This is a genomic window from Paenibacillus sp. YAF4_2, assembly GCF_052113225.1.
In the GTDB taxonomy this organism is placed as follows: Bacteria; Bacillota; Bacilli; order Paenibacillales; family Paenibacillaceae; genus Pristimantibacillus.
The window spans coordinates 12,709-26,793 of record NZ_JBFRCT010000013.1 but is presented as its reverse complement, the minus strand read 5'-3'; the positions used below and the strand labels follow the sequence as shown (position 1 = coordinate 26,793).

General features: G+C 48.0%; 15 protein-coding genes. All 15 read left to right on the top strand.

What is annotated here, in order from left to right:
* Positions 1-33: 33 nt before the first annotated feature.
* The 15 genes from AB4Y93_RS25300 (at position 34) to AB4Y93_RS25230 (ending at position 14,064) form a co-directional block, all read left to right on the top strand.
* Positions 34-2,478 carry an asparaginase domain-containing protein gene (locus AB4Y93_RS25300; RefSeq protein WP_441896150.1) on the top strand — a complete coding sequence of 815 codons (2,445 nt, stop codon included), beginning with the start codon at positions 34-36 and terminating at the stop codon, positions 2,476-2,478.
* A 165-nt stretch (positions 2,479-2,643) separates the two neighbouring features.
* Complete coding sequence (locus AB4Y93_RS25295) at positions 2,644-3,879, top strand: LolA family protein (protein ID WP_441896148.1); 1,236 nt, start codon at positions 2,644-2,646, stop codon at positions 3,877-3,879.
* Between the two features lie 164 nt (positions 3,880-4,043).
* Entirely contained in the window at positions 4,044-5,228 is a 1,185-nt protein-coding gene (alr, locus tag AB4Y93_RS25290; RefSeq protein WP_441896147.1) for an alanine racemase, read from the top strand.
* A 214-nt stretch (positions 5,229-5,442) separates the two neighbouring features.
* Positions 5,443-5,724 carry a CopG family ribbon-helix-helix protein gene (locus AB4Y93_RS25285; protein ID WP_041613299.1) on the top strand — a complete coding sequence of 94 codons (282 nt, stop codon included), beginning with the start codon at positions 5,443-5,445 and terminating at the stop codon, positions 5,722-5,724.
* Positions 5,725-5,727: 3 nt separating this feature from the next.
* A complete protein-coding gene (locus AB4Y93_RS25280) occupies positions 5,728-6,078 on the top strand; it encodes a type II toxin-antitoxin system PemK/MazF family toxin (protein WP_015842701.1) in 351 nt (116 codons plus the stop codon).
* Positions 6,079-6,334: 256 nt separating this feature from the next.
* Entirely contained in the window at positions 6,335-7,051 is a 717-nt protein-coding gene (locus AB4Y93_RS25275; protein WP_441896144.1) for a flagellar biosynthesis protein FlgA, read from the top strand.
* Positions 7,048-7,896, top strand: coding sequence for a hypothetical protein (locus tag AB4Y93_RS25270; protein WP_441896142.1), 849 nt, complete (start codon positions 7,048-7,050; stop codon positions 7,894-7,896). Before AB4Y93_RS25275 ends, AB4Y93_RS25270 begins: the two co-directional genes overlap by 4 nt.
* Positions 7,893-9,260: an ATPase, T2SS/T4P/T4SS family gene (locus AB4Y93_RS25265; RefSeq protein WP_441896140.1), complete on the top strand. Its 1,368-nt coding sequence runs from the start codon at positions 7,893-7,895 to the stop codon at positions 9,258-9,260. The genes AB4Y93_RS25270 and AB4Y93_RS25265 overlap by 4 nt, the downstream gene beginning before the upstream one ends.
* A complete protein-coding gene (locus tag AB4Y93_RS25260; RefSeq protein WP_441896139.1) occupies positions 9,253-10,188 on the top strand; it encodes a type II secretion system F family protein in 936 nt (311 codons plus the stop codon). The genes AB4Y93_RS25265 and AB4Y93_RS25260 overlap by 8 nt, the downstream gene beginning before the upstream one ends.
* A gap of 305 nt (positions 10,189-10,493) precedes the next feature.
* On the top strand, positions 10,494-11,366 hold the full coding sequence (locus AB4Y93_RS25255) for a hypothetical protein (RefSeq protein WP_441896137.1): 873 nt from the start codon (positions 10,494-10,496) through the stop codon (positions 11,364-11,366).
* 50 nt (positions 11,367-11,416) lie between these two features.
* Entirely contained in the window at positions 11,417-11,578 is a 162-nt protein-coding gene (locus AB4Y93_RS25250) for a hypothetical protein (protein WP_167282607.1), read from the top strand.
* A gap of 12 nt (positions 11,579-11,590) precedes the next feature.
* On the top strand, positions 11,591-11,737 hold the full coding sequence (locus tag AB4Y93_RS25245; protein ID WP_441896135.1) for a hypothetical protein: 147 nt from the start codon (positions 11,591-11,593) through the stop codon (positions 11,735-11,737).
* Positions 11,734-12,159 (top strand): hypothetical protein, encoded by a 426-nt coding sequence (locus AB4Y93_RS25240; protein WP_441896133.1) that lies wholly within the window; start codon positions 11,734-11,736, stop codon positions 12,157-12,159. Before AB4Y93_RS25245 ends, AB4Y93_RS25240 begins: the two co-directional genes overlap by 4 nt.
* Positions 12,160-12,184: 25 nt before the next feature.
* The gene (locus AB4Y93_RS25235) at positions 12,185-12,670 is read left to right on the top strand and encodes a hypothetical protein (RefSeq protein WP_441896131.1); all 486 of its coding nucleotides are present in this window, start codon (positions 12,185-12,187) and stop codon (positions 12,668-12,670) included.
* Between the two features lie 170 nt (positions 12,671-12,840).
* Positions 12,841-14,064: a M24 family metallopeptidase gene (locus tag AB4Y93_RS25230; RefSeq protein ID WP_441896129.1), complete on the top strand. Its 1,224-nt coding sequence runs from the start codon at positions 12,841-12,843 to the stop codon at positions 14,062-14,064.
* The last annotated feature ends 21 nt before the right edge of the window (positions 14,065-14,085 follow it).

The following is a 14,085-nucleotide window of genomic DNA, read 5'->3' as shown; positions in this document are numbered from 1 at the left end:
CAAGAGTAGTATACGAAGGGAGGGTAACCGGTTATGACGGCCATAAGTAACAATCGAACATTGCGCAGATTTCTTGCACCACTATTAATGCTAGCGCTTCTCTCGGGATTCATGGGTTATGCGCGAGCCGCCGAAGAAGTTCCTCCACAGCTGCCAACATTTGATATACCGGCATTATCGGCGGAATCCATAGCTTCTCCGCTGCCGAATATTATGGTTGTGGCTACTGGGGGTACGATAGCTGGAGCAGCATCAAACGGCGATAAAACTAATTTTCAGAACTACGCGGCCGGCACGTATAAAATGGCGGATATGGTCGCTCAGCTACCTACGCATAAGAATGCCGATGTATCGACCTTTCAATTCGGCAACAAAGGTTCTGGCAGCTATTCGATGAAAGATCTTTATGATCTTTCATTGGCTGTCGACCAAGCTCTTGATGTTTATGACGGCGTTGTTGTGACGACGGGTACAGATACAATGGAGGAAATCGCTTATTTCCTTGATCTGACTGTGCGTAGTGAGAAGCCTGTTGTTGTAACAGGTGCGATGAGACCATGGGATGTCATTGGTACCGACGGACCAGCGAATCTTTATCAAGCGATTAAAGTAGCGGCGAGCAATAAGACAAAATGGTTCGGCACTGTTCTTATGCTTAACGATGTCATTCAGGCAGCACGTGAAGTGACCAAATCGAATGCACATCGCCTCGATACGTTTGATACTCCGATGTTTGGAGCGCTTGGGTATGTCGATGACCCGGCTGTTCGGATCTATCGGCTCAATGCCAGAGCGCTTAAGGCAGGGACACCAGAGTGGGCTACGCCGTTTGATCTGCACACGATATCGAAGGACAAGCTTCCGATTGTCGAGATTGCGTACAGTTATCAGGAAGCAGGCGGCGGCGCCATTCGGGCTTTGGTAGAAGACGGTGCGAAAGGGATCGTAACCGCTGGCACGGGAGCGGGAGGTATATCTGCAAAGATGAGCCAAGCGCGAAGCGCTGCCATTCAGAAAGGTGTTATCTTCGTCACAACAACAAGGACGGGATCGGGAACGATGAGCGGTGGAGGTAACGGTGTCATCGCTGGAGACAACTTGAATCCTCAACATGCCCGCATCATGCTGCTCTTGTCCATGGCGTTCTCGAATGATTTTAACACCATTAAAGATTGGTTCGAAACGGTTGGAGCTCAAGATATCGTGATGGATGACCCAACTCCTCCTGTGTGGCCGGCAAATGCCGTGCTCTCCTCGGATGAGCAAACCAATGACACCATTAACTTAAGCTGGCCGCAAGCAACAGATTCAACTCGAGTGGCAGGCTATGCGATTTACCAAGGCTCGGAAGAGACACCGATTGTCAAAGTTGCATCCTCTGTCACTAGCTACATGGCTAAGGCGCTTTATTCGAATACATCGTATACCTTTACGGTCAAAGCCTTTGATGATAAGGGCAATGAGAGTGCTGGTCTGACCGGCAAATTTATAACAAGCTCATCCGGTTCAGGATCAAGCGGAGGTACTGGCTCCTCGAATAGCAATGAACTTACCGTTTCGGCTGGAGGTTCTGGGGAGCTTAGTGTCTATGACAATAGTTTTACTATTCAAATACCAAGTGGGGCAGCAAGTGAGCAGCTGCTTATAACCATTCAGAAGTTAGCGCAGACGGGTGGCTTAATACAGGCAGATGATGTCCTTCTGTCGTCGATCTTTGAAGTCGTGAAGAATAAGTCTGGTAACTTCCTTGTGCCAGTTACATTGACCTTCAAGTTTGATGTATCACTTGTGAAGGGAGGGAAGAAGCCTTCGGTATTCTACTATGATGAATCCAAGAAACAATGGATGGAGATGGGCGGCACGGTAAGCGGAAGCCAGATTTCCGTAAAAACGAATCATTTCACGAAATTTGCTGTATTTGCAGTAGATGAAGATAAGTCTCTTGTTCCATTCTCCGATATCTCAGGACATTGGGCGGCAGCATCCATTGGCAAAGCGGTATCAGCCGGCATTGTTAACGGCTATACCGATGGCACCTTTAAACCTGAGCTCACTGTTACGCGTGAGGAGTTTATCGTCATGCTGATGAGAGCGTTGAAATTAGAAGGATCAGGGACAGACCTTGCCTTTACCGACACATCTGCTATCGGTTCATGGTCGAAAACTGCGGTCGCTCAGGCAGTTCAGGCAAGCATTATTAGTGGTTATCCAGATGGAACCTTCAAACCAGGCAGCCGGATCAGCCGCGCTGAAATGGTCGTAATGATCGCTAAGGCCATGAAGCTTCCTTTAACGGCGAATGCCGTGACCAGCTTCTCTGATAACGAAGAGATACCAGTGTGGGCAAGAGGTGCAGTGAAAGCAGTAGCGGATAAAGGCCTTATTCAAGGCCGTTTGAACAATCGTTTCGTTCCGGAAGGGACGGCAACAAGGGCTGAAGCAGTAACTGTTATTATCAAACTACTGGATTCTAAATAATATAGAAGAGCCGCTTTGCAGGAGTAATAACCTAGCAGAGCGGCTTTTTCTATGTATTATTCTTCATACAAGCCCCAGCTTGTCAAACTAGTCCGCATAATTGTCCAAGTTCCCTCATAGACATGTTACCAGTCGGAAAAACAATGTGAAGAGGGGATGATTGTAATGCGTCGCATGACATGGGCAGCGGCAATCTTGTTAGTGTTTTCACTCGTACTTAGCGCCTGCGGAAAGAAGGACGCCGAGTCCGTGGTCAAGGAACTCGACAAAGTGGTAAGCAACATGGAGAGCTATCAAGGTACAGGAACGATGAAGCTTCATACCGGGCAGCAGGAGCTGACGTATGACGTAGAAGTTTCTTACCAGAAACCTCACTATTACCGCATTAAATTGACAAATGCAGAGAAGGATATTACACAAATTGTCCTTCGTAATGATGACGGTGTATTCGTTCTTACGCCACGTCTGAACAAAGTGTTCCGATTCCAAAGCGATTGGCCGCAAAATCAAGGACAAGTGTACCTCTATCAAACGCTGATTCAAAGCATCCTGCTCGACAACTCGCGTCAATTTGCGGTTGATGATAAATCATACGTCTTTGATGTAATGGCTAACTATAATAATGGCACGCTCGCCAGACAAAAAATCTGGTTGAACAAATCCGATTATAAGCCGGTTCATGTTGAAGTTAGTGATGCTAATGCAGCTGTGATGGTGCAGGTTGACTTCTCGAATTTCGAATTTGGACCAAGCTTTGACAAAACAACTTTCGAGACAGAAGCAAATATGAAGTCCTCACCTTCAAGCACAGGTACTAGTGACCAAGCGACCATTGCCGATCCGGATCAATCGAAAGATATAAACGGCAGCACTAATGCAAATGCAGAGGGCAGCAAAGATGCCGTAACACCGGACAAATCGACGGATGCGAAGGGTGACAGCCAAGCAGACAGCAAGGCGGATGACAAAGCAACAGGTGAAGATGGCAAAAATGCAACGACAGAAGATGAAGAAGATGCTGATGACACGGCAGCACAGCCACAGGGTGAGTCAGCAAGCGAACTTCAAGTAATGGTGCCAACAGATCTTCCTGAAGGCGTAACTTTAAGAGACAGCATGGATATCGTATTTGGCGGATTGCCAGGCGTTGTATCCCGCTATACAGGCACATATGACTTCTCCATCCTTCAAACACAGCCGAAAGACATGGCAGCTACGTATGGAGGAGAAGGCAAATTCCTGGATCTTGGCTTTACAATCGCTGAATTAACTGGCGGAGATGATCAGAAGACATTGACTTGGATCGTAGATGGCAATGAGCTTCGCCTCTCGAGTGCAACGCTTCCAGAGACTGAGATGATTAGAATTGCTCAATCTGTTCAAGTGGATCCCACTAAATAAAACAGTTAAGAGATGATGAAAAATATGTTTTTTCCAAGACGTGCTATCCGATTCCGGACGCCATTTCATTGACAGTCCAAGCGACAGCGTTTAACATTATTTCTATTGATGTTTAAATGGCTCGGGTTTGTTGCGACTGCTAGGGCGAGGAGAAGGTGAACGACTTGGAATTGTATTATCGCCCGACACGGGTAGAAATTTCACTTAATGCGCTGAACCGCAATCTGCAAGCATTTCGCAGCGCTATGCCGCATGGGCGCCTATTAATGGCTTCGGTCAAGGCAAACGCCTATGGGCATGGCGCAGTGGAAATCGCTCGCGAGGCTGAACGGTTTGGCGTTGATTATTTAGGCGTAGCTTTTTTGGATGAAGCGCTGCAGCTTCGTCAGGCAGGGATTCGGATACCGATCCTAGTACTCGGTTTTGTGCCGGCTGAAGCGCTTGCGCTTGCCCGAGATCTAGATATTACAATCGCCCTATTCCGAGATGACGTATTAGAAGCGGCGGCGAAACTTCCTTTACACGAGGAAGGGAAGAAGCTTAAGGTTCATATTAAGATTGACTCCGGTATGGGCCGGCTTGGCATCATCGGTAAGGAAGAAGCGGTTACGTTTATCGACAAAGCTCTTTCCGTGCCGCAGCTTGAGGTTGAGGGGTTATTTACTCACTATGCCAGAGCCGATGAAGCGGACAAAAGCTATACGAAGCAGCAATATGAACGCTTCTATGCGGTTGCCGAACATATTCGAAGCCATGAGCTGCCTATCCGTATTATTCATGCGGCTAACAGCGCAGCGGGAATGGATACGCCGGAATACGGCGGCGACATGGTAAGGCTTGGCATCAGCATGTATGGCATATACCCTTCAGATGAAGTGAACCGGCAGACGATCACGCTTGATCCTGTGCTTTCGCTTAAGACAGAAGTGGTCATGGTCAAGGATGCACCGCCTGGCTGGGGTATTAGCTACGGCTCTCGTTATGTGACGAAGGATGTAGAACGGATTGGCACGCTGCCGATTGGTTATGCAGACGGCTTTAGCCGAATGCTGAACGGCAAGGCACATGTACTTGTGCGAGGAGTGAAGGTGCCCGTACTAGGAACGATCTGTATGGATCAGTGCATGATTGCCTTGGATGGTGCTGCCGCTGCTGCTGCTGTTGAGCCGGGTGAAGAGGTTGTTCTTCTGGGGCGTCAAGGCGATGAAGTGATTACAGCGGAGGAGCTGGCTTCCCAGCTAGGAACGATTCCTTATGAAGTGACCTGTATGGTTGCGGCCCGCGTGCCCCGCGTCTATGTGAGAGACGGGAAGGTCGAAGCGGTATCGAATCCGCTCGTATTGGAGTAGGAATTAATTACTAATCGCAACTATTCTCGGAAATAGAGGATTTTTGTTGTCGATCTCGAATATGTTAAAGCAATTTGTATATGCTCCGGGATACAGTTCATCATACAGCATAATTGATATACGCAGAACATAGATATGATGAAGTATAGTGGCAGCGTATTTAAGTAATAATGAATATTAATGGTTTTGGAAAAGTTTTGGGGGTGCTAGTTCGGTGGCCAATATGCAGAACACCAAGAGGATCATGATCAGCTTGCCGGATCAATTGTTGGAGGAGGTCGACGGTATCGTCGCGAAGGAAAATTCCAACCGAAGCGAGTTTATTCGGCAGGCCATGAAGCTGTATCTTGTGGAACGGAAAAAACGGCAGATCCGCGAGTCCATGCAGCGTGGGTATCTGGAAATGGCGAAGATCAACTTGAACATGGCCTCCGAAGCTTTTCAAGCGGAGGAAGAAGCCGATCATACGTTAGGCCGTCTCGTAAGCGGGGTGTAGAGGTTGATCGTAAAACGCGGAGATGTGTTTTTTGCGGATTTGTCACCGGTCGTCGGATCAGAACAGGGCGGAGTAAGGCCAGTGCTTGTCATTCAGAATGACATAGGCAACCGCTTCAGTCCGACGGTCATAGTCGCGGCCATTACGGCGCAAATCCAGAAAGCCAAATTGCCTACGCACGTTGAGATGGAAGCGGCGGCGCACGGCTTCGACAGAGACTCCGTCGTGCTGCTTGAGCAGATTCGGACGATTGACAAGCAGCGTTTAACCGACAAGATCACCCACCTGGACGACGAAACGATGCGAAAAGTGGACGACGCTTTGCTCATTAGCGTTGGATTAATTGATTTTTAATCGCTAGTTAGACAATAAGGACAGCCTAGGCTGTCCTTATTTTTATGAAGAAATAGTCGAATAACAACGAAATACTGCACAATTGTTCGAAAAACCTATAGACAACTATTTAATAAATTGCTATTATATGGTCAATTAGTTGTTAAATACATATACGTGCACGGCTTAGCGAAGAACGCAAGCGGATCAGCCCTATTAAGGGGGCTTCTGCTGCGTTCTTTTTTTTTCGCCTGGTGAACAAGAGAAGGGAGAGAAGATGAACAGAAGGAGAAATGCAGGTATTGGTTTATTAGCCGCTTTGCTGTCAGGCTTGCTGGTGTATGGATTGTTTCAACTGCAGAAGCTGCAGGTTACCCGTCAAGAAACAGTAGAAGTTGTGATTACGAAGCAGTTTGTCGAAGCGGGCAAGCGGCTGACGGAAGAGGATGTCGCTTACAAGCGTATCCCCCGAGAAGGTTATACGAAGGAAATGCTCGTTGATTTGAAGCAGGCAGTAGGAATGGATACGGTAATCCCGCTTGGGAGTAATGAGCCGATTCTAGGTTGGAAAATTGACCGCTATCATCTGCTGCCGGCAGACTCGGAGTCGACTTTTCAAATTCCGCGCGACTATATACGTTCCATTTCTAATGGCATCCGGGCAGGAGATAAAGTCACCCTGTATCTCTCGGGCGAGAATGAGCCCTCAAGGCGAATCCTTGATTCTCTTGTGACCGTAGCCTCGGTCAAATCCTCCAGTAACGTTGAGATCGACAATATGAAGGATCCTAATTTGCTGTCCTTAGCGGAAGGCGATAAAGAACGAATGTATGCGTCAAGACGCGATGCGAACGGCATGATTGAATATATTAATTTGAATTTGACAGAGCCACAGTGGCTGCAGATCGACAGCTATTGTAAGGACGGCCTTCACAAGCTGGTTATCGCTTACAGCCCGGAATCATTGCAGCTTGAAGAGGAGGATCGTCAGTGAACGCAACATCGGCACCGCTCATCGCATTTGTAGGGACAACGCCGAATATAGGCACAACCGCTGCAGCATTCGCCGCTGCCTTTCGGATCGCGGAAGCAAGTGGAAGGCAGGTTGGCTACTTATGCATGCATTTGAAAAGCGCAAAGCTGCATCGATACCTAGGCATCAACGAGCCAGCTATTACGCTGGACAAGCTGCGGCCGGAGCTGCAATCCGGCTCCTTAACACCAGAGAAGCTGATGCGTGCAGTACAACCGGTAAGAGGGATGCCGAATTTGCGTGTATTGTTCGGTAATCTGATGAGGGATCAAGCAGAATTTTATTCGCCTGAGGAGATGGAGCATTTGCTCCGGGTCGCAGAGCAGACTTTCTCTATTGTCATTATTGACGTAGGAGCTTATTGGGATAATGCCGCTACCATATGCGCAATAAGGGAAGCGGGTACACGGATCGTGGTAACGACCGATGCCTTGTCACATTTTCAAGAGGATGGAAAGCGTTGGATTTCACAAATTTCACCGTTATTCGGAATAGCAACAGAGCAGTACGACACGGTTGTTATTTACTCGCCATGGAGCACAGGAGGCTATCGCATGAAAGAGATTTGCAAAGAAATGGGAACATCAAAGCTTGGAGAATTAAAGTTTGGTCATAACTTTTACGCACAGCTCGACAGCGGGCATTATGGACAATGGCTGAAGGAGGATCCGGCTGGCAAGCTTGCTATGCAGGAGAGTGCAGAACAGCTGATGGACCGGCATCATATACGCAGGATTACGCCTACATTAGCCATTCAGCCTTGGTATCGTAAGCTGCTCACCCATCGAAATGAGGTAGGGTCTTGAGCACAAGCGGAAGCAAATTTTCTCCTTCTGACTATTCCGCCCGGCTGCGGCTGGACCAATCTTCTTCTGATCCGCTGGAACGAGGCGATACGGTAAGCCGCGGAGCTGATTTTGGACGGCTATCTGATGAGATCAGATCCTATCTAGCGGCTCCAAGGGGATTAACAGAAGAGGAGCGGCGGCAGTACAACGAGACCTTGAATCGGGCGGTGCTCGGTTTTGCATCAGAGCGGGAGCAGGTTTTAGCGATTATAGCCGACCGGTTAATTCGTCTTCGTATTCATCAACTGGATGGTTACATGCATCCATATGCAACTCTTGCTGAAGCTTTGTTTGCGGAGGTTATCGGTTTAAATGTTCTAGAGCTTGTTCTTGCAAACAAGGACGGATTGGAAGAAATCCAGGTTGTAGGCTCCCAGATCTATGAGGTGCGTGACGGTCAAACCTGTGGTTCTGCATATCGATTCGACCATGAACGGGATGTAGAACGGATTCAGCAAAATCTTGTGCTCTACAATAATGACCGTATTAATCCACGGAAACGGTGGGCGGAAGTGATGCTGCGAGATGGTTCACGTGTGACGATGACAGGCTTTGGCTTCACGTCCAAGCCAACGCTTACGATTCGATTTTTTACCGTTCGAAGCTTTAGTCTTCAGACGTTATGCGCGGAGCCTTACCATACGATGAGCCTGCCGATGAAGGACATGCTCATGGATGTGTTAGATGCTCGTTTTAATCTGGTTATTATCGGCCCGACGAACTCAGGAAAGACGCATCTCATGAAGGCCCTGATTGCCGAGCTTCCGGATGAGGAACGGATCATTACGATAGAAGGGCGCTTCGAGATGATGCTGGGGCGGGATTTTCCAAATAAAAATACGGTCGAATATGAGGCTGATGAGGATGATCTGCAGCATAGGGCGGAACAAGCCTTTAAGCTGGCTCTCCGTCAGTCCCCGCAGCGTATCGTACACGCTGAAATTCGTGATATGGATGCGAATATATACGTGCGGGCATGCACAAGGGGGCATTCCGGCAGTATGACAACGGTACATGCCAATACGCTTGAGGATGTTCCAGAGGCGATCACAGATATGTGCATGTTAGACGGCCGCGGCATGAATCCGGAGCGGTTGACGAAGAGGATCACCGAGTACGTCACGCAAATTGGTATTGAAATGCGTTATCTTGGCGGCAGAAGGGTGATTGCCCGGATCGGTGAACTGGGCTGGTCGAACAATGAAGTTATTGTTCGGGATTGGGCACGATTTGATGAGGGGAGCGGGCAGTGGATTTATCCGCAGCAGCCTTCTTCGAAAGCGATGGTCCGCCTGAAGAGAGGGGCTGGCGTTATTGATTAAGCTTTCAATCGCTGCAGCCGGATTATTATTATTCAGCTTGCTATTTATTGCTGTATTCAACGTCTTGCTTGCATGGACAGATAATCAAGCCCGAAGGGACAGGCTGTCTTATCCCGTAAGGAATCGGATAAGCTACCGGCTTACAGAGAGACTGAAGCGGTTCGAGAGATTGTATCGTCATTTATCCGAGCTGCTTGAAACGCTGCAGCTCAAGCTGAAACCATCCGGGCTGATCGTGGGCTCGATACTCCTTTTGCTGGCTGGAGTTACATTAGGGGGATTTTTCTTTCAAAGCATTAAAGGAACCTTGTTGTTTGGGGCTGTTGTTGGCTTTCTGCCATACACCATCTTGCGGGCGTTGCTCGTTCAAAGGCAAATGCAGCTTCAGATGGATTTTCTACCGGCCATTGAGCTGTTCTATCAATGTTATCTTGTGACGGGCGGCAGACAGGTGAGAGGTGCGCTTCAGCGAACCGTGGAAGAAAGGAGGCTGCTTGGGCCAATGCAGTCCGTGTTTGAACAGCTGTACCGTAACTTATCGGTGCGTGGTGATGATGATGCGAGTCTGCGGATTTTTGCTGGTGCACTAGGTCATGTGTGGGGAGATTATTTCATTAATATTATGCGGGTGGCCTTAGCTGAAGGCTCGCCCATAGCGGAGAGCTTGAAGGAACTGCTGGTTGATATGCGCAAGGCGAGACGGGCGAATGAACAGGAACGCAACAAATTGCTTGAGATTCGAATTGCCAATTTTACACCGATCCTTTTTCTTGCCTTTTATATCGGGATTAATGTCCGTTACAACAGAGAGAATTCCTATTACTACTACCTGATCGATCCGCAAGGCAGAGATATGCTGCTGAATGCTGTTGTTCTTATTTTTGCTTCCTTTTTAATGGGGCTTTGGCTGTCACGCAAAAAGATATAGAGCTAATGCTTTTGAAGTAAGAATTGCTTCGCAATTCTTTTAAGCTAATGCTTACGAAGTAAGAATTGCTTCGCAATTCTTTTGAGCTAATGCTACGAAGTAAGAATTGCTTCGCAATTCTTTTGAGCTGATGCTTACGAAGTAAGAATTGCTTCGCAATTCTTTTAGGCTAATGCTTACGAAGCAAGAATTGCTCCACAATTCTTTTAGGCTGATGCTTACGAAGTAAGAATTGCTTCGCAATTCTTTTAGGCTGATGCTTACGAAGTAAGAATTGCTTCGCAATTCTTTTGAGGAGGGCAGAAATGGATTTGGAAATAGCGATACATCTTCTTATCTTGGCAGGAGAATTTATTTTTGGTTTCTTTGGTGCCTATATGATCCTTCGGTCATTGCCGAGACGGCGGCCCAGATGGTTTCATCTCGAATCGCTGGATTGGAGAACGAACGAAATGCCGGATAAATGGCTTAAGCGGCTTCGTTTATCTCGGGAACAAGAATCGTATATCGAACGTGCAACCCTGCTTGCAGGCTGTGGTATTACGGCAGATGCTGCTTGGTATACAGCGGTTAGAAGGGGGCTGCTGATTCTCCTGCCTGCCCTCGCTGCAGTATACGCGGTACTTCGCATTCAGCAGGGAGCCTGGCTTTTCTATACGCTGCTCTTGGTGGTGTTTATTCTCCTCTACTGGGATTTACCTTGGCTGCGCTCTGTAAGACGGGTTCGTGCCCAACGGATCACGAAGGAAATTTATCTCATCAGTAATCAACTGCTTTATCTATCGGAGTCGACGCTGCATATTCATTCGAAGCTGACGCGTTGCGTCCCGTTCACCCGGACTTTGCGTGGTGATCTGCAGCGATTACTCGCAGAATGGTATCACGATGCCGAGCAGGCGCTTCGACGGTTTAAGCATCGGATTGGAACGGATGATGGCATGAGCTTTGTGGAAACGATTGATTCCCTGCGTCTGCATGAGAGCCCGGAGTATTACAGACTTCTTCGCGAGCGGATTCAAGATTATAAAGAGAAGATTGAGCTTGCCAAAGAGAGCCGCAAAGAGTCTACTTCATACTTCTTATTTGTAATAGCAGGAATTCCGATTCTGTACACCTTTCAGATTTTTATTTATCCATGGGTGCAGGAAGGGCGTAAGTTATTCGAATCTTTAGGCTGATTCATAGCTTGGTTTTCTAAGAGATGACTTTACAAGGGAGGTGGATAAAGATGCGCAATATTTTAATGACTGTCATGCTGCTTGTTGTCGTTATCGTTTTGTTTAACAACATTATTGCGGATAACACAACAGGAACAAGCAAGCAGATCCAAACACAAGGCAGTTCGGCTAATACGAAGATTGGTTCCATGTTAAGCTCTGGCTCAAATTAAGGAGGAGCAGCATTGAGAAGTTTACTTATATCGATGCTGCTTCTAGTGACCGTTATTCTGCTGTACACAGGTATTACCGGCGGCGATGACGGTACGAAGCGGCAAGTGGAGCGTTCCGGATCAGCTATCGGCTCCTATATCCGGCAGATGAGCCCATGAGAAATATATTAGTATTTGTGCTCTTTGCTGCCATGGTGTGCTGGATGATGTTTTCCCCTATCTATAAACATGTACTAATCGCAAGACAGGCGGTGCTTCAGCAGGAGACCGATTATTTGCTGGAGGTTGGTGCAAGCGGGAGTTATGGCTATATTGATGCAGCCATGATGGAGCAGTCAAGAGAACGGCTGGAGGCATTTGGGATGCAGCCTGAGCTGGTCGATTTTGAGGTGACTGCCGATAACGGCCTTATGGCGACAGATGCAGCCTCCCCGCTGCCGCGCGGAACGGGGATCATGCTAAGGATGAGTTATCCTTACGAGGATTTGTTCCAGATCGATCGGTTAATCGGACTAACTCCACCGTCTCCCGGCAGTCGTATGAGGACGTTTGGGATGAAGATGAGCGAGTTCATGCCATAAGCATAAGCAAAGTTGAGGAGAGACCATGTATAAGCTGATGTTGATTGTATTAATGATGACCGTATGGGTATCTGTACATTTTCTGCAGACGGATGAGGAAATGGCGATGAAGCTTCTCTATCAAGGAAAGCATGCCCTGAACCGCGCCGCTCATGCTGCTTCCCAGCAGCTTGACTCAGAAGCATTGGCGGAAGGGATTTTACGAATAGATCCCGATGCAGCGGAAACCGCTGCGGCTTCTTATTTGCAGGCGAATCTGCAGCTGGACGCGGACGGGAATCCATTGCCATACTCGCCTGTTCGGGAACGGGTGAATGTGCTCGTATTTGAAATCATTAATAACGATCATACCTTTCCTTATACATACCGAAACGATCAATACGATTATGAAGCAACCCTTCAAAAGCCCGGAGTTGTCCTTATCATACATGTCGTTTATCCTCGGGCATTTACACTGCTGGGACCAATTGAATGGGATATTAAAGGCGTATCGGAGCTAACGGTAAGGTAGCCAATGCTTACGAAGTATGAATAATCACAGAGAGCTGAAGCATCGCTATTTTTTATCATTATTTATTTTAGGAGGAGGATACGGAACGAATCCTTTCGTTCCCTGTTGACGATTGACCATAAAATTGATGTAATAAAGGGGGAATATGGAAGTTAGGAGTTGGGCTTCGAATGGATATAACAAAAGATATTTCTGAGGAAATAGTACGGGACCGCACGGACAAACTGCAGGAAGCGATGCGTGCTTCGGCGGTAGACGGATTTCTTCTCACGCAAAATATAGATCTTTATTATTACACCGGCTCTATGCAAAGCGGATATGCCTTTTTTCCGTCGCATGGGGAACCGGTCTTCTTTGTGAAAAGAAGCGTTGAGCGCGCTAAGCTCGAAAGTGGCATCCCGGTAAAAGAGCTGGGTGCATTCCGCTTATTTGGCGAGACGCTGGCTAAGGTATTTCCGCATATCTTTAGTGGAGAAGGCAGTAAGGTGAAGATCGCTGCAGACCTCGATGTACTCCCCGCACAAACCTATCTCAAGCTATCCGAGCTGCTACAAGCCTCCGGACCATGCGCACTTGTTGACGGCTCGCCGATCATTCGACGGCAGCGGATGATCAAATCCCCCCTTGAGATCAGCAGGTTTGAAGCTGCTGCAATAACGGTAGACGAGGCACTTAACGAAGCGTTGAATTTCTTGAAGCCAGGTGTAACAGAGCTGAAATGGATGGCACGTGTGGAGTATGAGCTGCGTATAAGAGGACATATCGGATTGATGCGAATGCGCGGCTATAATCAAGAGATCGCGACAGGAATGTTTATCGCAGGTTCGGCCGCGGCTATCCCTACTTATTTCGATGGTCCCGCAGGAGGTCTTGGCCTTGGAGCAGCATCACCGCAGAGCGTCAGCCGCAGGGCCATTGAGCGTAATGAGCCGATCCTGATGGATATAGGCTGTTGTATAGATGGCTATGTGATTGATCAGACTCGTACAGCAGTTATCGGAGAACTGCCTGAGAAGCTTGTTCATGCCTATGAGGTTTCGGAAGCTATTATTAGAGAAGCTGAGAGTGGGATGGTAGCGGGTGCTATTTGCTCGGCGCTTTACGCGAAGTCGCTGGAACAGGCAGATGCAGAGGGGCTTTCCTCGCACTTTATGGGCTTTGGTGCCGATCAGGCTAAATTTTTGGGGCATGGTATTGGACTGGAGATCGACGAATGGCCAGTGCTTGCGAAAGGCTTCGATATCCCGCTTGAAGCTGGAATGGTTATTGCAGTTGAGCCGAAGTTTACTTTTCCGGGTGCTGGTGTTGTTGGCATTGAGAACAGTTATTTGATTACAGAAGGAAGTCCTCGGGCTTTAACGTTTACCAAAGAAGGATTGATCAAGTTGCCATAAGTACTTGGTAGACTGGGGAGG